Annotated in this window: 17 protein-coding genes, 1 tRNA gene and 1 riboswitch; of the genes, 14 read left to right on the forward strand and 4 right to left on the reverse strand. The window is 71.3% G+C overall.

All coding sequences use genetic code 11. The features are described from left to right. Positions 1–10: 10 nt before the first annotated feature. The 11 genes from ACFYMU_RS20745 (at position 11) to ACFYMU_RS20795 (ending at position 11,861) form a co-directional block, all read left to right on the forward strand. Positions 11–1,492: a protein kinase gene (locus ACFYMU_RS20745; protein ID WP_388375173.1), complete on the forward strand. Its 1,482-nt coding sequence runs from the start codon at positions 11–13 to the stop codon at positions 1,490–1,492. Between the two features lie 165 nt (positions 1,493–1,657). Continuing rightward, positions 1,658–2,485, forward strand: a complete 828-nt coding sequence (locus ACFYMU_RS20750; protein WP_388374933.1) for a glycoside hydrolase domain-containing protein — start codon at positions 1,658–1,660, stop codon at positions 2,483–2,485. A gap of 137 nt (positions 2,486–2,622) precedes the next feature. Continuing rightward, positions 2,623–3,279 carry a SurA N-terminal domain-containing protein gene (locus tag ACFYMU_RS20755; RefSeq protein ID WP_388374935.1) on the forward strand — a complete coding sequence of 219 codons (657 nt, stop codon included), beginning with the start codon at positions 2,623–2,625 and terminating at the stop codon, positions 3,277–3,279. A 72-nt stretch (positions 3,280–3,351) separates the two neighbouring features. Further along, on the forward strand, positions 3,352–4,374 hold the full coding sequence (locus ACFYMU_RS20760) for a nucleoside triphosphate pyrophosphohydrolase (RefSeq protein WP_388374938.1): 1,023 nt from the start codon (positions 3,352–3,354) through the stop codon (positions 4,372–4,374). A gap of 153 nt (positions 4,375–4,527) precedes the next feature. Further along, positions 4,528–5,880 carry a cytochrome P450 gene (locus tag ACFYMU_RS20765; RefSeq protein ID WP_388374941.1) on the forward strand — a complete coding sequence of 451 codons (1,353 nt, stop codon included), beginning with the start codon at positions 4,528–4,530 and terminating at the stop codon, positions 5,878–5,880. A 178-nt stretch (positions 5,881–6,058) separates the two neighbouring features. Next, positions 6,059–7,054 carry a transglycosylase family protein gene (locus ACFYMU_RS20770; RefSeq protein ID WP_388374944.1) on the forward strand — a complete coding sequence of 332 codons (996 nt, stop codon included), beginning with the start codon at positions 6,059–6,061 and terminating at the stop codon, positions 7,052–7,054. Between the two features lie 197 nt (positions 7,055–7,251). Then, positions 7,252–7,418, forward strand: a riboswitch (cyclic di-AMP (ydaO/yuaA leader). 4 nt (positions 7,419–7,422) lie between these two features. Beyond that, positions 7,423–8,118 (forward strand): transglycosylase family protein, encoded by a 696-nt coding sequence (locus tag ACFYMU_RS20775; protein ID WP_388374947.1) that lies wholly within the window; start codon positions 7,423–7,425, stop codon positions 8,116–8,118. Positions 8,119–8,372: 254 nt separating this feature from the next. After that, complete coding sequence (gene eno, locus ACFYMU_RS20780; protein WP_388375175.1) at positions 8,373–9,659, forward strand: phosphopyruvate hydratase; 1,287 nt, start codon at positions 8,373–8,375, stop codon at positions 9,657–9,659. Positions 9,660–9,759: 100 nt separating this feature from the next. After that, positions 9,760–10,239 carry a septum formation initiator family protein gene (locus ACFYMU_RS20785; protein WP_388374949.1) on the forward strand — a complete coding sequence of 160 codons (480 nt, stop codon included), beginning with the start codon at positions 9,760–9,762 and terminating at the stop codon, positions 10,237–10,239. A 27-nt stretch (positions 10,240–10,266) separates the two neighbouring features. Further along, positions 10,267–10,911: a DUF501 domain-containing protein gene (locus ACFYMU_RS20790; protein ID WP_388374952.1), complete on the forward strand. Its 645-nt coding sequence runs from the start codon at positions 10,267–10,269 to the stop codon at positions 10,909–10,911. After that, on the forward strand, positions 10,908–11,861 hold the full coding sequence (locus ACFYMU_RS20795; protein WP_388374953.1) for an exopolyphosphatase: 954 nt from the start codon (positions 10,908–10,910) through the stop codon (positions 11,859–11,861). Before ACFYMU_RS20790 ends, ACFYMU_RS20795 begins: the two co-directional genes overlap by 4 nt. A 37-nt stretch (positions 11,862–11,898) precedes the next feature. Here ACFYMU_RS20795 and ACFYMU_RS20800 read toward each other — a convergent pair whose 3' ends face one another. Then, positions 11,899–12,168, reverse strand: coding sequence for a type II toxin-antitoxin system RelE/ParE family toxin (locus tag ACFYMU_RS20800; protein WP_388374956.1), 270 nt, complete (start codon positions 12,166–12,168; stop codon positions 11,899–11,901). Then, entirely contained in the window at positions 12,165–12,437 is a 273-nt protein-coding gene (locus ACFYMU_RS20805) for a type II toxin-antitoxin system Phd/YefM family antitoxin (protein ID WP_388374958.1), read from the reverse strand. The genes ACFYMU_RS20800 and ACFYMU_RS20805 overlap by 4 nt, the downstream gene beginning before the upstream one ends. A gap of 495 nt (positions 12,438–12,932) precedes the next feature. On the opposite strand from ACFYMU_RS20805, the gene ACFYMU_RS20810 reads away from it, so the two are divergent. Continuing rightward, positions 12,933–14,315: an NAD(P)/FAD-dependent oxidoreductase gene (locus tag ACFYMU_RS20810; RefSeq protein WP_388374961.1), complete on the forward strand. Its 1,383-nt coding sequence runs from the start codon at positions 12,933–12,935 to the stop codon at positions 14,313–14,315. Positions 14,316–14,540: 225 nt separating this feature from the next. Further along, positions 14,541–15,830: a class I SAM-dependent methyltransferase gene (locus ACFYMU_RS20815; protein ID WP_388374964.1), complete on the forward strand. Its 1,290-nt coding sequence runs from the start codon at positions 14,541–14,543 to the stop codon at positions 15,828–15,830. An 85-nt stretch (positions 15,831–15,915) separates the two neighbouring features. Here the strand turns inward: ACFYMU_RS20815 and ACFYMU_RS20820 are convergent, their stop codons facing one another. Together ACFYMU_RS20820 and ACFYMU_RS20825 are read right to left on the reverse strand one after the other, a co-directional pair. Further along, positions 15,916–18,444, reverse strand: a complete 2,529-nt coding sequence (locus ACFYMU_RS20820) for an ABC transporter permease (RefSeq protein ID WP_388374967.1) — start codon at positions 18,442–18,444, stop codon at positions 15,916–15,918. A gap of 153 nt (positions 18,445–18,597) precedes the next feature. Then, complete coding sequence (locus ACFYMU_RS20825; RefSeq protein ID WP_388374970.1) at positions 18,598–19,392, reverse strand: ABC transporter ATP-binding protein; 795 nt, start codon at positions 19,390–19,392, stop codon at positions 18,598–18,600. A gap of 401 nt (positions 19,393–19,793) precedes the next feature. Between ACFYMU_RS20825 and ACFYMU_RS20830 the strand changes: the two genes are divergently transcribed. Continuing rightward, positions 19,794–19,876: transfer RNA gene (locus tag ACFYMU_RS20830), tRNA-Leu, on the forward strand. The last annotated feature ends 88 nt before the right edge of the window (positions 19,877–19,964 follow it).

The raw sequence follows: 19,964 nt of genomic DNA on the forward strand, positions 1-19,964 counted from the left end.
CCGTTACGAACTGTCCACGCTCATCGGCCAGGGCGGCATGGGCCAGGTCTGGACGGCGTACGACCGCCGCCTGGACCGGCGCGTGGCCGTCAAGCTGCTGCGCCCCGACAAGGTCGCGGGCCAGGAAGCGGACGAACTGCGCCGCCGTTTCGTGCGGGAGTGCCGGGTCACCGCGCAGGTCGACCACCCCGGCCTGGTGACCGTGCACGACGCGGGCAGCGAGGGCGAGGAGCTCTACCTCGTCATGCAGTACGTCGACGGGGCCGACCTCGCCGACCATCTGGCCGAGCACGACCCGTACCCCTGGCAGTGGGTCGTGGCCGTGGCCGCGCAACTGTGCGCGGTGCTCTCCGCCGTGCACGCCGTGCCGATCATCCACCGCGACCTGAAGCCCCGGAACGTGATGGTCAAGCAGGACGGCACGGTCACCGTCCTCGACCTCGGTGTGGCCTCGGTGATGGACTCGGACACGACCCGTCTCACCCACACCGGCTCCCCCATCGGCTCGCCCGCCTACATGGCGCCCGAGCAGGCGATGGGCGGCGCGGTCGGCCCCTACACGGACCTGTACGCGCTCGGTGTCCTCATGCACGAACTCCTCAGCGGGGACGTGCCCTTCAGCGGTTCCACCGCGCTCGGGGTGCTGCACCGCCATCTCTACGAACCGCCGGTACCGGTCCGCCGGCTGCGCCCCGAAGTGCCCGAGGTGCTCGAATCGCTCGTCCTGAGCCTGCTCGCCAAGGACCCGCAGCACCGCCCGTCCTCCGCGCAGGAGACGTACGAGCACCTGCTCCCGCTCCTTCCGGCGCGCGGCATGCCCACGGGTGCCCCCCTCGACCCCACGCGCCCCTTCCTCCGCCCGCACGCGCCGTGGCCGGACCGCGCCCGTACCCCGGCGCCCCAGCCGCAGCCGGCACCCGCGGTCGAGAAACCCGATGTCGCGGGCGCCGTCGAGGAGGTCAAGCGCCTTCTCGGCCAGGGCCGCATCACCCAGGCCGTCGACATTCTCGGTGCGATCCTCCCGGCGGCTGCGGCCCAGCACGGCGAGCACTCGCCGGTCGTCCGCACCCTGCGCAAGCAGTACGCGGCCACCCTCATGGACGACGGCCAGTACCGGCGCGCCCTGCCCGAACTGCGCCGCCTCGCCGACGAACGCGCCACCGAGGCGGGCCAGGCCGACCCCCAGGCCCTGCGCTTCCGCTACGACGCCGCGCAGTGCCTGGAGCAGCTCGGCGAACCCGCTGCGGCGCTCGCCGAGTACCGCTCGCTGCTGCCGTACTACGAGAACCAGTACGTCGCGGGCGATCCCGAACTCGCGCACGACGTCCGCCGTCGCATCGGGCACCTGCTCCTCGCCCTCGGCGACCGCGCGGCCGCCCACGAGACCCTCGTACGGCTCCTGCACGACGTGGAGCGACTGCGGGGGCCCGGCCATCCGCTGGCCGGGGACATCCGCCGGACCCTGCAGTGGCTGGGGCAGGTGCGCGGCTGACAGGCGCACGGGGCACCCGCTCTTACGGTGCCCTGAAGGAATCTTGTGCGCCCGGAGGGATTACCTTTTCCACGCGCGGACCCGACGTCCGTCACGTTGCGTTCGTTCGAGTCATCGACCGGCATCGCACAACACCGACATCGCACAACCAGGGGTGGGGCCTTCATGTCGAGCCATCGGCTGTCCAGGAAGCGCAGATACATCGCGTGGGCCGTGACCGGGGCCGCCGTGGTCGCCGGGGCCGGGGTCGCCGCGCAGACGTCGATGGCGGCCACGACATGGCCCGCCCAGCGCACCTTCACCGGGCGCGCGTTCGACACCTGCACCGCGCCGTCGCAGGCCGCGATGAAGGCGTGGCACACCGGGTTCTACGGGGCCGCCGCCGTGTACGTGGGCGGCAAGAACCGCGGCTGCAACCAGCCCAACCTGACCGCGTCCTGGGTGAAGTCGGTCAGCTCCATCGGCTGGAAGCTCATCCCGATCTACGTCGGCGCGCAGCCGCCCTGCCAGACGAGCTCCAACCCCGAGAAGCTGACGGCCTCCACCGCCGCCTCGCTCGGCGCGAGCGACGCCTCCGACGCCGTGGCCAAGGCGTCGGCGCTCGGCATGAAGGCGGGCAGCCCGATCTACCTCGACATGGAGCCGTACGACATCACCGACAAGGCGTGCAACGACGCCGTGCTCACCTACGTGCGCGCCTTCGACAAGGGCCTGCGCGCCAAGACGTACCGCGCCGGCTTCTACGGCTTCGCGAGCTCCAGCGCCAAGGCCGTCGCCACCGCGACCGACCGCACCGATCTGCCGGGCAACCTCTGGTACGCCCTGTGGGACAAGACGTACACCACCACCACGGACTGGCCGTTCGGCTCCGGCCAGTACACGGACCACAGCCGCGGCCACCAGTACCTGGTCAACAGCAAGGAGACGCGCGGCGGTTACACGATCACGGTGGACCGGGACGCCTGGGACGGGCCGGTGGCCATCACCGGCTGACAGCGGGGCGGGTGCGGACGGTGCCGGATGCCCGGGCGAATCGTTGGCCGAATGGGTTGGCCGGAGCCTGTTCACTGCCTACTATCGATCATCGCAAGACTTTGTGCACCGTCGCACAATCTCCTGGGGAGGCTACCTTGCACCGCCGTCGCACCGCGATCGCCCTCAGCGCCGCTCTGGCCGCGGTCCCTCTCCTCAGCGCCTGCGGTGGCGCGCCGCATCCGGGCGCCGCAGCCGTCGTCGGGGGACAGCGGATCACGGTCACACAGCTGGAGAGCCGGGTGAACGAGGTGCGCGCGGCTCAGCGCGCCGCGGCCCCGGACGACACCCAGTACCAGCAGACGCTCGCCCGGACGGGCACCCTCACCCGGGACACGCTGCACAGCCTGGTCCTCGACCGGGTGCTGGACCGTGCCGCCAGGAACGCGGGCGTGCGCGCCACTCCTCAGGACGTGCAGCGGATGCGGACGACCCTGGAGCAGCAGGCGGGCGGCGCGAAGGCGCTGCAGTCGGCCTGGCTGCAGCAGTACGGGGTGGCTCCCGAGCGCATCGACGACAGCCTGCGCACCGAGGTCGAGGCGCAGAAGCTCGCCGCCGCGCTCGGCGCCGACATGAACACGACCGACGGCAAGGCCGCCTTCTGGAAGGCGATGTCCGAGGCGTCGAAGCAGCTCCGCATCGACCTGAACCCGCGCTACGGCACGTGGGACGTGGAGAAGAGCACCCGGGTGGACGCGAAGACGCCGTGGGTCAAGCAGGTCACGGGGGCGGAGACGCCGCCGCAGACGGCGTGACGCGCGCCCGGCGCTCGGGCCGGGCCTGTGGACGACCGTGGGTCTGTCGGTGACGTGGGTTACGTTCGAAGGGTGAACGCAAGCAGCCCGCACGGCGAAGGTTCGTACGGAACCTCCGCCTCCGCCGCCCCCGCACCCGACGTCGCCCCCGGTCGTGTCGTCCTGCTCACCACCAGCCACCGGGTCGCGCCCGGCCTGCTGTCCTGGCCCGCCTGGCAGGCGCTGCACGGTGCCGACCGGGTCCTGTGCGCGGACGGCGCGCACCCCCAGCTGCCCTATCTGCGCGAGGCGGGCATCACCGTCGAGGAGACCGCCCCGACCGCGCGGGAGCTGGTCGACGCCTGCGCCGGCGGTCGCACCGTGGTCGTGGTCGCGACCGGCGAGGGCGAGCCCCGCCTCACCGACGGCCTGGCCGGGCTGGCGGGCTCGGGACGGGTGCGGATGCCGGAGCTGGAGCTGCTCCCCGCGTCCTACGACCTGCCGGGCGCCCGCCTCCTCGACCTCGTGCAGGTCATGGACCGCATCCGCGCCGAGTGCCCCTGGTCGTCGCGGCAGACCCACGAGGGCCTGGCCAAGTACGGCATCGAGGAGGCGTACGAGCTGGTCGAGGCCATTGAGGAGGGCGACCGCGACGAACTGCGCGAGGAGCTGGGAGACGTCCTGCTCCAGGTCGTCTTCCACGCCCGGATAGCCGAGGAGGACCCGGACGCCCCCTTCTCCGTCGACGACGTGGCGGGCGGCATCGTCGCCAAGCTGATCCACCGTCACCCGCACGTGTTCGGCGACGAGACCGCGACGACGCCGGAAGAGGTCAAGGAGCACTGGCTGCGCACCAAGGCGGTGGAGAAGCAGCGCACATCCGTGACGGAGGGCATCCCCCTGGGCCAGCCGGGACTCGCCCTGGCGGCGAAGCTCGCCTCACGGGTGCGGACGGCGGGCCTCGACGTCCCGCTTCCCCGGGGCGAGGGGATCGGCTACGAGCTGCTCGCCCTCGCGGTGCGCGCGGAGACGGAGGGCGTGGACCCGGAGGCGGCCCTCCGGGCGGCAGGGCGGGCCTACCGGGACGCCATCCGGGCGGTGGAGAGCGGGGGCTGAGCATCGCCGCGGCCGGCGGCCGGAGTTCCCAGGGGCCGGGGGCCCTGGTCGCCCCGACCGTGCGGCAGTCCGCACCCGCCCGCCCGGCGAGGCCGGGGGCGGGGGCGGTGACCCGTGGGCCGTGCGGTCCGGCCCGCCGGATACCGTCGAGGTGTGACCACCCAGCCCCAGCCGCCCGCCCCCACCCATGGCCCGGACCCCGGACTCTTCACCTGGGAGTTCGCGGCCGACCCGTATCCCTCCTACGCCTGGCTCCGCGAGCACGCCCCCGTGCACCGGACCAGGCTGCCCAGCGGCGTGGAGGCCTGGCTGGTCACCCGATACGCCGATGCCCGGCAGGCCCTCGCCGACCAGCGGCTCAGCAAGAACCCGGCGCACCACGACGAGCCCGTCCACGCCCGGGGCAGGACCGGCATCCCGGGTGAGCGCAAGGCCGAGCTGATGACGCACCTGCTCAACATCGACCCGCCGGACCACACCCGGCTGCGCCGGCTCGTCTCCAAGGCGTTCACCCCCCGGCGCGTCGCCGAGTTCGCGCCCCGTGTGCAGGAACTGGCCGACCGGCTCATCGACGGCTTCTCGGGCCGCGGACACGCCGACCTCATCCGCGAGTTCGCCTTCCCGCTCCCCATCTACGCCATCTGCGACCTGCTCGGCGTGCCCGGCGAGGACCAGGACGACTTCCGGGACTGGGCGGGAATGATGCTGCATCTTCCCGGGGACGCGCCCCCGGACCCCCGCGGGCACGGCAAAGGCCCGCGGGGCGGGGTCGCACGCTCCGTCAAGAAGATGCGCGGATACCTCGCGGACCTCATCCACCGCAAACGCGAGGCCCTGCCCGGCACTCCGGAGCCCGGTGAGGACCTCATCTCCGGGCTCATCCGCGCCTCCGACCACGGCGAGCACCTCACCGAGAACGAGGCCGCCGCCATGGCGTTCATCCTGCTGTTCGCCGGGTTCGAGACCACCGTCAACCTCATCGGCAACGGGACGTACGCCCTCCTCACCCACCCCGGGCAGCGGGCCCGCCTCCAGGCGTCCCTGGCCCGTCACGAGCGGGACCTCCTCGCCACCGGTGTGGAGGAACTCCTGCGCTACGACGGCCCGGTGGAGATGGCGACGTGGCGGTTCGCCACGCAGCCGGTCACCATCGGAGGGCAGCACATCGCCCCCGGCGACCCCGTCCTCGTCGTCCTGGCCGCCGCGGACCGGGATCCGGAGCGGTTCGCCGACCCCGACGCCCTCGACCTCTCCCGCCGCGACAACCAGCACCTCGGATACGGGCACGGCATCCACTACTGCCTCGGCGCGCCCCTCGCGCGTCTGGAGGGACAGACCGCGCTCGCGACGCTCCTCACCCGCCTCCCGGACCTCCGACTCGCCGTGGATCCGGGCGATCTGCGCTGGCGGGGCGGGCTCATCATGCGCGGACTGCGCACGCTCCCCGTGGAGTTCGCCCCCGTGCCCGGCACCGGCCACGGCCCTGCGGGCGGCCGCTCCCGGTGACACGGCCAAAAGACCGAGGACCGCGGGAAGCTGACATTCCCTCAACTCTGTGATCTTCACGTGATCTGCGCTGCATTGACTTGTGACAGGCGTTCGAGTGCCGATACGTTCACGCAGCAACACGGCGGTGCGCCACGGCCGCCGCGTTGGTCACTGCTGTCACGTGAAAGGCAACCGCATGCTCTCCGGGACCGGTCGTCACCGTCGCCCCCGCCAGGCTCCGGCTCTCCTCGTCGCGGCGGGAGTGACCGGATCAGCGATCGCCATCCCGCTCCTCGGCGCCACCGGTGCGAGCGCGGCCAGCGGCACGACCTGGGACCGGGTCGCGGAGTGCGAGAGCGGCGGATCCTGGAGCGCCGACACCGGCAACGGCCGCTTCGGCGGACTTCAGTTGTCGCAGGGCGACTGGGACGCGTACGGCGGTCTGGACTACGCCCCGCGCCCCGACCAGGCCAGCCGCTCGCAGCAGATCGCCGTCGCCGAGAAGATCCTCGCCGACCGGGGCGTCTCGGTGTGGCCGGGCTGCGGTCTGCTCTCGGGCCTGGACAAGGACACGGCCTCCGCCCGCGTCGACACCGGGGTGGCCGGCGATGCCTCCGGCGGCGGTTCGGCGGCGGACTCCGCTGCCGACTCCGGTCTGTCCGAGTCGTCCGGCACATCCGTATCGAAGGGTTCTTCTCCGACTTACCCCTCTTCTCCCTCCTCTCCCTCTTCGTCCCCTTCCGGAGCCTCGCTCACCGATTCCGGAAAGAGTGCGGCGAATGCGGCTGAATCAGGCGATTCCGATGACTCGCTCGCCAATACGACGAAGGGCGATGACTCGGACAAGTCCGGGCAGAGTGGGGCCGCTTCGGAGAGCGAGGAATCCGAGGACCCGGGCGTGGGCCGTCATCGCGGGGACAGTGCCGACGAGGGCGCCCTGGACGGCCGTACCGGCGATGCGGCGGGCCGGCATGCCTCGCGCGACTCGTCCGACCCGCGGGACGCGGACGACGACTCGTACACCGTTCGCCCCGGGGACAGTCTCGCGGGCATTGCCGACTCGCTCGACCTCACGGGCGGGTGGAGGGCGCTGTACGACGCGAACAAGCAGACGGTCGGCATCGATCCCGACCTCATCCTCCCCGGTCAGAGCCTTGCGCTCGATGCCGACGCGACCGCTGGGCGGTCCTGAACTGCCGTCGTCTCGACGACAGTTCACGCCCCACTTCATGTGATATGTCCTGTTTGGTGAAAGTGAGAGATGGGTCTCACTCGCCCTGATCAGCTTTGAAATTCGGTGGATCGACTGCTTACGGTCATGCCGCTCGCCACAGCGGGCTCCGACGGCCGCCACGCCTAATCCTGCCAGTGGCCGCACGGGAACAGTCGTCGCGTCAAGCGCCGTAGGCAGGAGCGGGGGACCCAAGGTAAGTGCCGTGCCCGGACGTTGACCGGGGACGGCTTGGGGTGAAGCCGCGCGCCCTGACAAGCGCGGCCGGGCAACTCAACCGGCCCGAACCCGACAGCTCACCTCGCAGGCGTCGGTGAGGGGAACGAACCATGCTGTGTTCCGGCAACGGCAAGCACCGCCGCCCGTCCAAAGCCACCCGTGTCATCGCGCTCGCCGGAGTCACCGGCGCCGCCATCGCCGCCCCGCTGCTCGCGGCCGGCAACGCCTCGGCCGCCACCGCCGCCGAGTGGGACGCCGTCGCCCGGTGCGAGTCCGGCGGCAACTGGTCCATCAACACCGGCAACGGCTTCTACGGCGGCCTGCAGTTCACCAACTCGACCTGGGCCGCGTTCGGCGGCACCGCCTACGCCTCGCGTGCCGACCTGGCCACCAAGGCGCAGCAGATAGCCATCGCCGAGAAGGTCCTCGCGGGCCAGGGCAAGGGCGCCTGGCCGGTCTGCGGCAGGGGCCTGTCCAGCACTCCCTACGGCGGCGCCGTGACCGGCGGCTCGTCGAGTGCCGCCAAGGCCGCGCCCCGCCCCGCCGCGCAGCAGCAGTCCTCCCGGTCGGCCGCGCGCCCGGCCGCCCCGAAGGCCGCTCCGAAGGCCGCCGCCCCGGCCGCCTCGAAGGTCGCGAAGGTCGCGAAGGGCGACGGCGAGTACACCGTCGTCAAGGGCGACACCCTCAGCGGCATCGCCGCCGAGCACGACGTCAAGGGCGGCTGGCAGAAGCTGTTCCAGCTGAACAAGGGCGTCGTCAAGGACGCCGACCTCATCTTCCCGGGCCAGCGGCTGCACCTGAAGTGACGGTGTGAGGGCGGCCCCCGCCCCACAGGCTCCCCGCTCCGGTGCGTTTTCCCCCGAACGCTCCGGAGCGGGGCTTTTTTCCTGCGCGTCCCGTGATGTTCGCCGCCTCTTTCCCCAGGCCCTTTGTTCAGTGCAGGAACAATGTGTACCGTCACTCTGTCCACGGGACGGTCGGTCGGCTTCCGGCATCCCGGGGACGGTTAGTCTCTAGTCGCAAGGTGCCCCGCACCCTCAGCGTCACATCCACGAAGGAGATGCTCGTGCCGTCCATCGACGTCGTCGTAGCCCGGGAAATCCTGGACTCCCGAGGCAACCCCACGGTCGAGGTCGAGGTCGGCCTCGACGACGGCAGCACGGGTCGTGCCGCCGTCCCGTCCGGCGCCTCCACCGGGGCCTTCGAGGCCATCGAGCTGCGCGACGGCGACCCGAACCGCTACCAGGGCAAGGGCGTCGAGAAGGCCGTGCTCGCGGTCATCGAGCAGATCGGCCCGGAGCTGGTCGGCTACGACGCCACGGAGCAGCGCCTGATCGACCAGGCGATGTTCGACCTGGACGCCACCGACAACAAGGGCTCCCTCGGCGCCAACGCCATCCTCGGTGTCTCCCTCGCCGTCGCCCACGCCGCCTCCGAGGCCAGCGACCTGCCGCTGTTCCGCTACCTGGGCGGCCCGAACGCGCACCTGCTGCCGGTGCCGATGATGAACATCCTGAACGGCGGCTCGCACGCCGACTCCAACGTGGACATCCAGGAGTTCATGATCGCCCCGATCGGTGCGGAGTCCTTCTCCGAGGCCCTGCGCTGGGGCGCCGAGGTCTACCACACCCTCAAGAAGGTGCTGAAGAACAAGGGTCTGTCCACCGGCCTGGGCGACGAGGGCGGCTTCGCCCCGAACCTCGGCTCCAACCGCGAGGCCCTCGACCTCATCCTGGAGGCGATCAAGGAGGCCGGCTACGCCCCCGGCCAGCAGATCGCCCTCGCCCTCGACGTCGCCGCCTCCGAGTTCTACAAGGACGGCAAGTACCTCTTCGAGGGCAAGGAGCGCTCCGCCGCCGAGATGACGGAGTACTACGAGGAGCTCGTGGCGGCCTACCCGCTGGTCTCCATCGAGGACCCGCTGTTCGAGGACGACTGGGCCGGCTGGAAGGTCATCACCGACAGGCTCGGCGACAAGGTCCAGCTCGTCGGCGACGACCTGTTCGTCACCAACCCCGAGCGCCTGGCCCGCGGCATCGAGGAGGGCACCGCCAACGCCCTGCTCGTCAAGGTCAACCAGATCGGCTCGCTGACCGAGACCCTGGACGCCGTCGAGCTGGCCCAGCGCAACGGCTTCAAGTGCATGATGTCCCACCGCTCCGGCGAGACCGAGGACGTCACCATCGCCGACCTGGCCGTCGCCACCAACTGCGGCCAGATCAAGACCGGCGCCCCGGCCCGCTCCGAGCGCGTGGCCAAGTACAACCAGCTGCTGCGCATCGAGGAGATCCTCGACGACGCGGCGGTCTACGCCGGCCGCAGCGCCTTCCCGCGCTTCAAGGGCTGAGCGAGCAGGGCCACGCCTTAGCCAGTCGTCCGTACGTCCCCGTACTCGGTCCCGTACCGTGTGCGGGGACGTACGTACGTGTGAAGGGGAGGCGGGAGAGATGGCCGTGAAGGACCGCGACCGGTTCTCCACAGCGACCAGGCTGAGGCTGCTCGGCGAGCAGACGGCGGCCCGGGTCTACCGCTCCCAGAACAGACGGCAGGCCCACCGCTCCCGGCTCACCGGCCGGGCCGCCCTGCTCGCGCTCGTCCTGTGCTCGCTGATCGTGGCGCTCGCGTACCCGATGCGCCAGTACGTCTCCCAGCGCGCGGACATCGCCGACCTGGAGCGGCAGCAGGAGCAGGCCCGCCGGCGGGTCGAGCAGCTGCGCGACCTCAAGGCGCGCTGGCAGGACGACGCGTACGCGGAGCAGCAGATCCGGCAGCGGCTGCACTACGTGATGCCGGGGGAGACCGGGTACGTCGTGATCGGCCCGCGTCCCGCCGAGCAGCCGCGCACGGACCGGACGACGTCCCTGCGCCCCTGGTACGCCAACATCTGGTACGGCGTCGACACGTCCGACGCGTCGTCCGGCAAGTGAACCGAGAAAGACAGCCTGAAAGCAGCCATGGAAATCCCTCCGCCGCCCACCCCGCGCACCGAGCCCACGGACGCGGACGTCCAGTCCGTCACACAGCAGCTGGGCCGCGCGCCGCGCGGGCTGCGTGCGATCGCGCACCGGTGCCCGTGCGGGCAGCCGGACGTCGTGGAGACGGCGCCGCGGCTCCCCGACGGGACACCGTTCCCGACGACGTACTACCTGACGTGCCCGCGTGCCGCCTCGGCCATCGGCACGCTGGAGGCGAACGGCGTCATGAAGGAGATGACGGACCGGCTGGCCACCGACCCGGAGCTGGCCGCCGCCTACCGGGCCGCGCACGAGGACTACATCGCCCGTCGTGACGCCGTCGAGGTCCTCCAGGGCTTCCCGAGCGCGGGCGGCATGCCGGACCGGGTGAAGTGCCTGCACGTGCTCGTGGCGCACTCCCTGGCCGCGGGCCCGGGCGTCAACCCGCTCGGCGACGAGGCGATCGCGATGCTGCCGGAATGGTGGCGCAAGGGGCCGTGCGTGACGCCCGCGGGACCGCCGTCCGGTGAGGAGTGGCAGGTGGAGGCGTCGGACTCCGGCTGGTTCGCGTTCCGGCCCGCCGACGATGCCGCCCCCACCGGCGATGCCGCCCCCACCGCCGATGCCGAGGAGGACGGCCGGTGACCCGGGTGGCCGCCGTCGACTGCGGCACGAACTCCATCCGGCTGCTGGTCGCGGACGCGGACCCGGCGACCGGTGAACTCGTCGACCTGGACCGGCGGATGACCATCGTCCGGCTGGGCCAGGGCGTGGACCGCACCGGGCGGCTCGCGCCGGAGGCGCTCCAGCGCACCTTCGCCGCCTGCCGCGAGTACGCCGGGATCATCCACAAACACGGCGCGGAGCGGATCCGCTTCGTCGCCACCTCCGCCTCCCGTGACGCCGAGAACCGGGAGGAGTTCGTGCGCGGCGTGCTGGACATCCTCGGTGTCGAGCCCGAGGTCATCTCCGGCGAGCAGGAGGCGGAGTTCTCCTTCACGGGCGCGACCAGGGAGCTGGCCGGCCGGGAGGACCTCGAGGGGCCCTTCCTCGTCGTCGACATCGGCGGCGGGTCCACGGAGTTCGTCGTCGGCGACGACCGGGTGCGCGGCGCCCGGTCCGTCGACATCGGCTGCGTCCGCATGACCGAGCGGCACCTCGTGCGCGACGGGGCCGTGACCGACCCGCCCACCGAGGAGCAGATCGCGGCCATACGGTCCGACATCGAGGCCGCGCTCGACCTGGCGGAGCGGTCGGTGCCGCTGCGTGAGGCGCACACGCTGGTGGGGCTCGCGGGTTCGGTGACCACCGTCTCGGCGATCGCGCAGGACCTGCCGGAGTACGACTCGGCGCGGATCCACCACTCCCGCCTCTCCCACGACCGCGTGCGCGAGATCACCGAGCGGCTCCTGAGGTCCACGCACGCCGAGCGCGCGGCGATCCCCTCCATGCACCCGGGACGCGTGGACGTCATCGGCGCGGGCGCCCTCGTGCTGCTCGCCGTCATGGAGCGGACCGGGGCCGCCGAGGTCGTGGTCAGCGAGCACGACATCCTCGACGGGATCGCTCATTACGCGGCGAGCGAGGTGCTTTGACGGGCGGTGCCCGGCGGTGGGGGTGTCGGGCGGGGCGTCACAGGTTGCGGTAGACGTCGCGCCGGTCGCCCACCTTGATGACGAGGACGACGAGTTCACCATCGTTGATCTGGTAGGCGACCCGGTAGCTTTTGACCCGGAGCAGGTAGAGCCCCGACGGTCCGGTGAGTTTCTTGACGTCTGCGTCCTGGCGGTACGGGTCGTCACCGAGTGCGGTCAGCGCAGTCAGGATACGCATCGCGTCGGGCCGGCTGACGGCCCTGAGCTGCCGCTGTGCCGCCGTGGTGAACCGGAAGGCGCACTTCACGCCGCCTCGCCGTCCTGGTCGGTGAACAGATCCGCCAGCAGTTCCGCCATCGTCACTGTGGCGCCGCCCTCGGCCAGCACTGCTTCGGCTTCACGCGCCACCATCACGTCGGCTGCTTCCTCCAACGCTTCGAAGTCCGAGATCGGGACCACGGCAGCCACCGGGACCCCATTGCGAGTGATGACCGTCGGGACGCCTTGCTCGGCCCGGTTGATGTGGTCGGCGAGGTGCGCGCGGGCTTCCCGTACGGTCACGGTGTTCTCAGTCATGAGGCAGTGTACGCACCTGTGTGTACACGCGATATCCCGGTGGGACCGCCCGGTCCTTCGCCGGGCGGGCGGGTTCTCTACTCGCCGGTAGCCTCCCTTGAGCAGGTCGGATACCGTATGAGCGTGTCCGAGGGCCCCGGCGGGCCCCTCGGCACGGCGCCGGCGGAAAAGTTCGTGAAGTTCTTCACAAGGAAATCGTCCCAGCTGGGCGGCGCCATGGGCCGAATGGCCCATCCGTGGGGCTCAGTGGACCCTTGCACGTGCTCACACGAGCGAGAGTATGGGGCCGTGCGGGCCCGGATCCGGAGCCCGTGTGGATCTTCCTCAGGAGGTCGGCGCAGCTCACGCGGCCTTGACGAGTCTCCGCCCGTACGACTGTTCCGTCGGGGCGCCCTGGCCTGCGCTGCGAGGGCCGCGAACTATAGCAGATACCTGGCATGAGCTTGTGAAGGGGCGCACGAGCTTCCCCCCGCCGGCAGGTGGATACTCGATGCCATGAGCACCACGGAGCGTCCCAGGATCCTCGTAGTAGGCGGTGGGTACGTAGGCCTGTACGCAGCTCGACGCATTCTGAAGAAGATGCGCTACGGCGAGGCGACCGTCACGGTCGTCGACCCGCGCTCGTACATGACCTACCAGCCCTTCCTCCCCGAAGCCGCCGCCGGCAGCATCTCCCCCCGGCACGTCGTCGTCCCGCTGCGGCGCGTGCTGCCGAAGGCGGAGGTCCTCACCGGCCGGGTCACCAGCATCGACCAGGACCGCAAGGTCGCGCGCATCTCCCCGCTGGTCGGCGAGGCGTACGAGCTGCCCTTCGACTACCTCGTCATCGCGCTGGGCGCCGTCTCCCGCACCTTCCCGATCCCCGGCCTCGCCGAGCAGGGCATCGGCATGAAGGGCATCGAGGAGGCCATCGGCCTGCGCAACCACGTTCTCGAGCAGCTCGACAAGGCCGACTCCACGACCGACGAGGAGGTCCGCCGCAAGGCGCTCACCTTCGTCTTCGTCGGCGGTGGCTTCGCCGGCGCGGAGACCGTCGGCGAGGTCGAGGACATGGCCCGGGACGCGGCCAAGTACTACAAGAACGTGTCCCGCGACGACATGCGCTTCATCCTCGTCGACGCCGCCGACAAGATCCTTCCCGAGGTCGGCCCCAAGCTCGGCCAGTACGGCAGGGAGCACCTCGAGGGTCGCGGCGTCGAGGTCTACCTGTCGACCTCCATGGAGTCCTGCGTCGACGGCCACGTGGTGCTCAAGAACGGCCTCGAGGTCGACTCGAACACGATCGTGTGGACCGCGGGCGTCAAGCCCAACCCGGCGCTGGCCCGCTTCGGCCTGCCGCTGGGACCGCGCGGCCACGTGGACACCGAGCCCACGCTCCAGGTCAAGGGCACGGACTACATCTGGGCCGCCGGCGACAACGCCCAGGTGCCGGACCTCGTCGGCCGCAAGGCGGGCAACGAGAACGCCTGGTGCCCGCCCAACGCGCAGCACGCGCTGCGCCAGTCCAGGACCCTCGGCGACAACGTGGTGGCCGGCCTGCGGGGCTTCCCGCAGAAGGAGTACAGCCACGCCAACAAGGGCGCGGTCGCGGGCCTGGGCCTCCACAAGGGCGTCGCGATGATCGTCGTGGGCAAGATGAGGATCAAGCTGCGCGGCCGCCTGGCGTGGTACATGCACCGCACCTACCACGGCCTTGCCATGCCGACCTGGAACCGGAAGATCCGCATCTTCGCGGAGTGGACGCTGGCGCTGTTCCTCAAGCGTGAGGTCGTGGCGCTCGGCGCGATCCACGCTCCGCGCGACGAGTTCTACGAGGCCGCCAAGCCGGTCCCGGTCCCGGTCGCGGCCAAGACCGAGGAGAAGGCCAAGGCCTCCTGACCTCCGGTCACACCGCAGTCCCCGAAGGGGCCGCCCGCCATCCGTGGTGCGGGCGGCCCCTTCGGCGTACGGCGACAGGAGCCGGACCCGGTCGGTGCGAGGGGGCCGGGACCGGACGACACCCGCATTTTGCCCAGCCGTAATGCCGACGGGGGACTGCGATCCGGCCCCTCAGGTGTTTACGTGGTGTTGGACATTCCGGGACCTGTCACGGAGGTGTGCACCATGGCTGACACCGCGCGGCGGCTGAAGGGCCTCGTCGAACAGTTGCTGGGAGCCCCGCTTCCGGTGCGCGTCCGCGCCTGGGACGGCTCCGAGGCAGGGCCGCCCGAGGCGCCCGCCCTCGTCGTGCGCAACCGCCGCGCGCTGCGCCGCATCCTGTGGAAGCCCGGCGAACTGGGGCTGGTCCGTGCCTGGATCGCCGGGGACCTGGGCATCGACGGCGACCTGTACACCGCCCTGGACCTGCTGGCCGGACTCCTCTGGGACCGCGGGGAGGACGCCCGCGGCCTCGCCGAGGCGGTCCGCGACCCGGAGGTCCGCGCCGCCGTCCGCGGGCTGGCCAGGATGGCCGGCCCGCTGCCGCCGCCCCCGCCGCCCGTGGAGGAGGTCCGCCGGGCCCGCCACCTCCACACCCGGCGCAGCGACAAGCGGGCCATCAGCCACCACTACGACGTCGGGAACGACTTCTACGAGATCGTCCTGGGCCCCTCCATGGTCTATTCGTGCGCCTACTGGGACACTCCGGACGGCACCCTGGAGGACGCCCAGCGCGACAAGCTGGAACTGGTCTGCCGCAAGCTGAGCCTGAAGCCGGGTCAGCGGCTCCTCGACGTCGGCTGCGGCTGGGGCTCCATGGCCGTGCACGCCGCCCGCGAGCACGGCGTCGAGGTCGTCGGTGTCACGCTCTCCCAGGAGCAGGCCGCGTACGCCCGCAAGCGGGTCGCCGAGGAGGGGCTCGCCGACCGCGTCGAGATCCGGGTGCAGGACTACCGGGACGTCACCGACGGCCCCTTCGACGCGATCTCCTCCATCGGCATGGCCGAACATGTGGGCGCCGAGCGGTACCTGGACTACGCCCGCGGTCTGTACGCCCTGCTGAAGCCGGGCGGGCGGCTGCTCAACCACCAGATCGCCCGGCCGCCCCGGCGGGACGAATCCTCGTACGCCGTCGACCCGTTCATCGACGCGTACGTCTTCCCGGACGGCGAACTCGCCCCCATCGGCACCACGGTGACCCAGTTGGAGCGTGCCGGGTTCGAGGTCCGCGACGTCGAGTCCCTGCGTGAGCACTACGCCCTCACCCTGCGCTGCTGGGGCGCCAACCTGGAGGCCCAGTGGGTGCGGGCGCGGCGCCTCACCGGTCCGGGCCGCGCTCGCGTCTGGCGCCTCTACATGGCCGCCTCCGCCCTCGCCTTCGAGCGCAACGGCATCGGCGTCAACCAGGTCCTCGCCGTGCGGACACCGCAGCCGGGCACGTCCGGGATGCCGTTGCGCGCCCGCACCTGGAACTGACCCCCCTCGCTCCCCGCACCTGCCCGCACGACGAAGGGGCTCCGTCCGGATCACCGTCCGGACGGAGCCCCTTCGGTCTTCGCCGCTACTCCGACTTGATCGCCGTGAGCATGTTCAGGCGGGCCGCCCGCCGGGCCGGCCACAGGGCGGCCAGTACGCCGACCGCCGCCGCCAGCAGGAGGAAGAGCGCCATCCGGCCCCAGGGCAGGACCAGTTCGTAGGTCGCCAGCTTCGTGCCGAGCAGTTCACCGGCCGCCCAGCCGAAGAACACGCCCAGGCCGAGGCCGAGCACGCCGCCGAAGAGCGAGATGACCAGGGACTCCAGTCGGACCATGCGCTTGGTCGCCTTGCGGTCGAGTCCGATCGCGCGGAGCATCCCGATCTCCTGGGATCGCTCGAAGACCGACATGGCCAGGGTGTTGATGACGCCGAGGACGGCGACGATCACCGCCATGGCCAGCAGGCCGTAGAGCATGTTCAGCATCAGCGTGAAGATCTGCGCGATGCTGTTGGAGATGTCCTTCTTGTCCTGGACCAGGACGGCCGGGTTGTCGCCCAGCGCCTTCTCCAGCGTGCTCTTGGCCGAGGCGGTGGCGCCGCCCGACGTCCTGACCATCACCTGCATGTCGGACGGATCGCTCTGGTGCGGGGAGAGCGTCGCGACGTCCAGCATGATGCCGCGCATCATCTCGGTCTTCCGGTAGACGCCCGCCACCGTCAGCACCTGCTTCTTCCCGTCCTCGTACGAGACCGTGAACCGCGAACCCGCCGTCCAGTGGTGGGATCCGGCCGTGCCGTCGTCGACGACCACCCCGGTGCCGCCGACCTTGAAGGCGCCGTCCAGGACCGGCAGATCGGTCAGCGTGCCGATCGTGGCGCCGTCGACGCCGGTCAGGTACTCGGTCTCGCCGTCGATGCGCGAGGGCGCGTTGCGCAGCGGGCTGGTCGCGGTGACCCCGTCGGTCGACTTCAGCGTCTTCTCGACGTCGACGGAGAGCGGGTTGCCGTTCGCCATCGACACCACGTAGTCCGCCTTGAGCGCCGAGGCGGCCATCTTGTCGATCGCGTGCTGCAGACTTCCCGCCATCACCGTCAGACCGGTGATCAGGGTCAGGCCGATCATCAGGGCCGAGGCGGTGGCCGCGGTGCGCCGCGGGTTGCGCACCGCGTTCTGCCGGGCCAGCTTCCCCGAGACCCCGAAGACGCGCAGGACGGGTGCGGCGGCCGCGATCAGCGGGCGCGACAGCAGCGGCGTGAGGACGAAGACCCCGATCACGAGGAGCACCGCGCCGGCACCCATCGGCATCTGGCCGGCGCTGCCGTCCAGCGTGGTGGCGTACAGCACGGTGGTGACACCGGCCGCGGCGAGCAGGGCGCCGATCGTGTTCCTGACGACCAGGGACTTCGTGGTGGCCTGCGCGTGGACACTGCTCATCGCGGCGACCGGCGGGATCTTCGCCGCGCGGCGGCCCGGCAGCCAGGCGGCCAGCATCGTGATCAGGACGCCCACGGCGACGGCGGCGACGACCGTGCCCGGGGTGATCACGAGCGGCCCGTCCGGAACGGTCCCGCCGAGCTTGCCCACCAGCGACCGCAGCCCGGCGCCGATGCCGATGCCCACCACCAGCCCGGTGACGGCCGCGACCGCTCCGACCACGAACGCCTCGACGAGCACGGACCGGGTGATCTGCCGGCGGGAGGCGCCGACCGCGCGCAGCAGCGCCAGCTCCTTGGTGCGCTGGGCGACCAGCATGGTGAAGGTGTTGGCGATGATGAACGTGCCGACGAACAGTGAGATCCCCGCGAAGACCAGCAGTCCCGTGCGCATGCCGCTGGTCGCGGAGGCGATCTGCTGGGCCTGGTCGTCGGCGAGCTGCCGGCCGGTGGTGGTGGAGGCGACGTCCTTGGGCACGATCTCGTCCAGCGCGTTGCGCAGGGCGATCTGGCCGGTGCCGGGGGCGGCCTTCACGTCGATCTCGTCGTAGGCCCCGCTCTTGTGGAACAGTCGCTGGGCGGTGGCCGTGTCGAACAGGGCGAGGCTGCCGCCGGCGGCGACGTTGCCGTCGTCGGTGGTGAAGATGCCCGTGATCCTCGGGGCCAGGACGGGCCCGTCGACGGAGAGGCGCACGGTGTCGCCGACCTCGTAGCCGGCGCGCTCGGCGGTCCCGGAGTCGATGAGGACCTCGTTCTGCCCCTTGGGGGCGTGCCCGCTCACGAGCGGGTACCGGGGATCCTCGGCGCCCCAGTAGTTGCCGCCCTGGGACCGGAAGCCGCCGCCGATGAGCTTGCCGTGCTTGTCGGCGATGGCGGTGAAGCCGCTGACGACACCGATGGCGCTGTCGGCGCCCGGCGCCTCGGCGGCCCTGTCGAGAAGGGCCTGGGTGAGCTCCGGCTCCTTGCCGACCGTGTCGCCGGTGTCCTTGCGGCCCTCCGGGCGGATGGCGACGTCGACCTGGTCGAATCCCTTGGCGGAACTCTTCTGGTAGGCGTCCGAGATGGTGTTGGTGAAGACCAGGGTGCCCGACACGAACGCCACGCCGAGCATCACGGCGAGGACGGTCATGAGCAGCCTGGCCTTGTGCGCGAGCACGGTGCGCAGGGCGGTTCGGAACATTTCTCTCTGTCCAGGGCTGGGTTGTGCGACGGGTGGGGGCGGGAGGCGCGCGGGGCGGCCGACGGCCGCTCCCGGGGATGTGGCGGGCCGGGCGCGCGGGCGCACTCCCGTGCGGGCGGGCTTTCGTACGGGACGGGCGGGTTGCCGCCGGTGTCAGCTGGTGCGGCCCTTCGCGTCGAACCGCTTCATCCGGTCCAGCACCGCGTCGGCGGTCGGTTCGTGCAGCTCGTCCACGATCCGTCCGTCCGCCAGGAAGATCACCCGGTCCGCGTACGCCGCCGCGACCGGGCCGTGGGTGACCATCACCACCGTCTGCCCCAACTCCCTGACGGAGTTGCGCAGAAAGCCCAGCACCTCCGCGCCCGACCGCGAGTCCAGGTTCCCGGTGGGCTCGTCGCCGAAGATGATGTCCGGCTTGGAGGCCAGGGCCCGCGCCACCGCGACGCGCTGCTGCTGGCCGCCGGACAGCTGGGAGGGGCGGTGGCTCAGCCGGTCCGACAGACCGATCATCTGGATCACGGTGTCCAGCCACGCCTTGTCCGGCCTGCGGCCCGCGATGTCCATCGGGAGGGTGATGTTCTCCAGCGCGTTCAGCGTCGGCAGCAGGTTGAACGCCTGGAAGATGAAGCCGATCTTGTCCCGGCGCAGCTGCGTGAGCTGCTTGTCCTTCAGCGTGGCCAGCTCGACGTCGCCGATGCGCACGGAACCGGACGAGAAGGAGTCGAGGCCGGCGACACAGTGCATCAGCGTCGACTTGCCGGAGCCCGAGGGCCCCATGATGGCGGTGAACCGGGCCTGCTGGAAGTCGACGGTGACCCGGTCCAGGGCCACCACCTGGGTCTCGCCCTGACCGTAGACCTTGGACAGATCCGTGGCTCGGGCGGCCACCGAGGTGGCCCGGTCGACGAGGGGGGTGCTGGTCACGGGGTGCTCCTGTCGGGACGACATCGGTCGATGGGACGTGTCCATCGTCCCGGCCGATCCACGGCGCGGAGTCAGCCGCTGTTCCGGTTCCCGGGGCAGTCTCGGGTCGGACCGGCCGGGCCGGCGTCATACCTGGGGATGACGCCGGCCCCTGAGAAGGCTGCCGGGGGCGCTTCCGGGGAGAAAGCGGTTGCTCACCAGGTGCGGAGCGGGTCTCGATGCGCTCCTTCTGGGCGGTGAAATTCCGTCATTCCGCGTGCACGGGCTGTGGTCGCCCGAAAGGCTATTGGCAAGTGCGGATGGCCCGTACCCGCGGCTGATGCTCCCTCAGACGTCAATAAAATAAGACAACATCGGCTCACCCGGCCGCTGTTGGAGCGATGCGCCCCGATAGGCTCGGAGCCTCGATGCGGAGCCCATGGCCTGCCCGGATGGTGGAATGCAGACACGGCGAGCTTAAACCTCGCTGCCCCTCGCGGGCGTACCGGTTCGAGTCCGGTTCCGGGCACATCGCACGACACGGTGGCAGACCAGGAGAAGACGTCGGTCGGCGCCGCATCTCTTCGGTCGTTCGGGGCGCGCGGCAGGAGTTCAGG

This window comes from Streptomyces sp. NPDC007264, assembly GCF_042869095.1.
GTDB lineage: Bacteria > Actinomycetota > Actinomycetes > Streptomycetales > Streptomycetaceae > Streptomyces.

Bases quoted from the DNA above. Each gene is read 5' to 3' on its own strand.
- ACFYMU_RS20750 (WP_388374933.1), top strand. From the start codon at position 1,658: ATGTCGAGCCATCGGCTGTCCAGGAAGCGCAGATACATCGCGTGGGCC.
- ACFYMU_RS20770 (WP_388374944.1), top strand. From the start codon at position 6,059: ATGCTCTCCGGGACCGGTCGTCACCGTCGCCCCCGCCAGGCTCCGGCT.
- ACFYMU_RS20775 (WP_388374947.1), top strand. From the start codon at position 7,423: ATGCTGTGTTCCGGCAACGGCAAGCACCGCCGCCCGTCCAAAGCCACC.
- eno (WP_388375175.1), top strand. From the start codon at position 8,373: ATGCTCGTGCCGTCCATCGACGTCGTCGTAGCCCGGGAAATCCTGGAC.
- ACFYMU_RS20785 (WP_388374949.1), top strand. From the start codon at position 9,760: ATGGCCGTGAAGGACCGCGACCGGTTCTCCACAGCGACCAGGCTGAGG.
- ACFYMU_RS20790 (WP_388374952.1), top strand. From the start codon at position 10,267: ATGGAAATCCCTCCGCCGCCCACCCCGCGCACCGAGCCCACGGACGCG.
- ACFYMU_RS20805 (WP_388374958.1), bottom strand. From the start codon at position 12,437: ATGACTGAGAACACCGTGACCGTACGGGAAGCCCGCGCGCACCTCGCC.
- ACFYMU_RS20810 (WP_388374961.1), top strand. From the start codon at position 12,933: ATGAGCACCACGGAGCGTCCCAGGATCCTCGTAGTAGGCGGTGGGTAC.
- ACFYMU_RS20815 (WP_388374964.1), top strand. From the start codon at position 14,541: ATGGCTGACACCGCGCGGCGGCTGAAGGGCCTCGTCGAACAGTTGCTG.
- ACFYMU_RS20820 (WP_388374967.1), bottom strand. From the start codon at position 18,444: ATGTTCCGAACCGCCCTGCGCACCGTGCTCGCGCACAAGGCCAGGCTG.
- ACFYMU_RS20825 (WP_388374970.1), bottom strand. From the start codon at position 19,392: ATGTCGTCCCGACAGGAGCACCCCGTGACCAGCACCCCCCTCGTCGAC.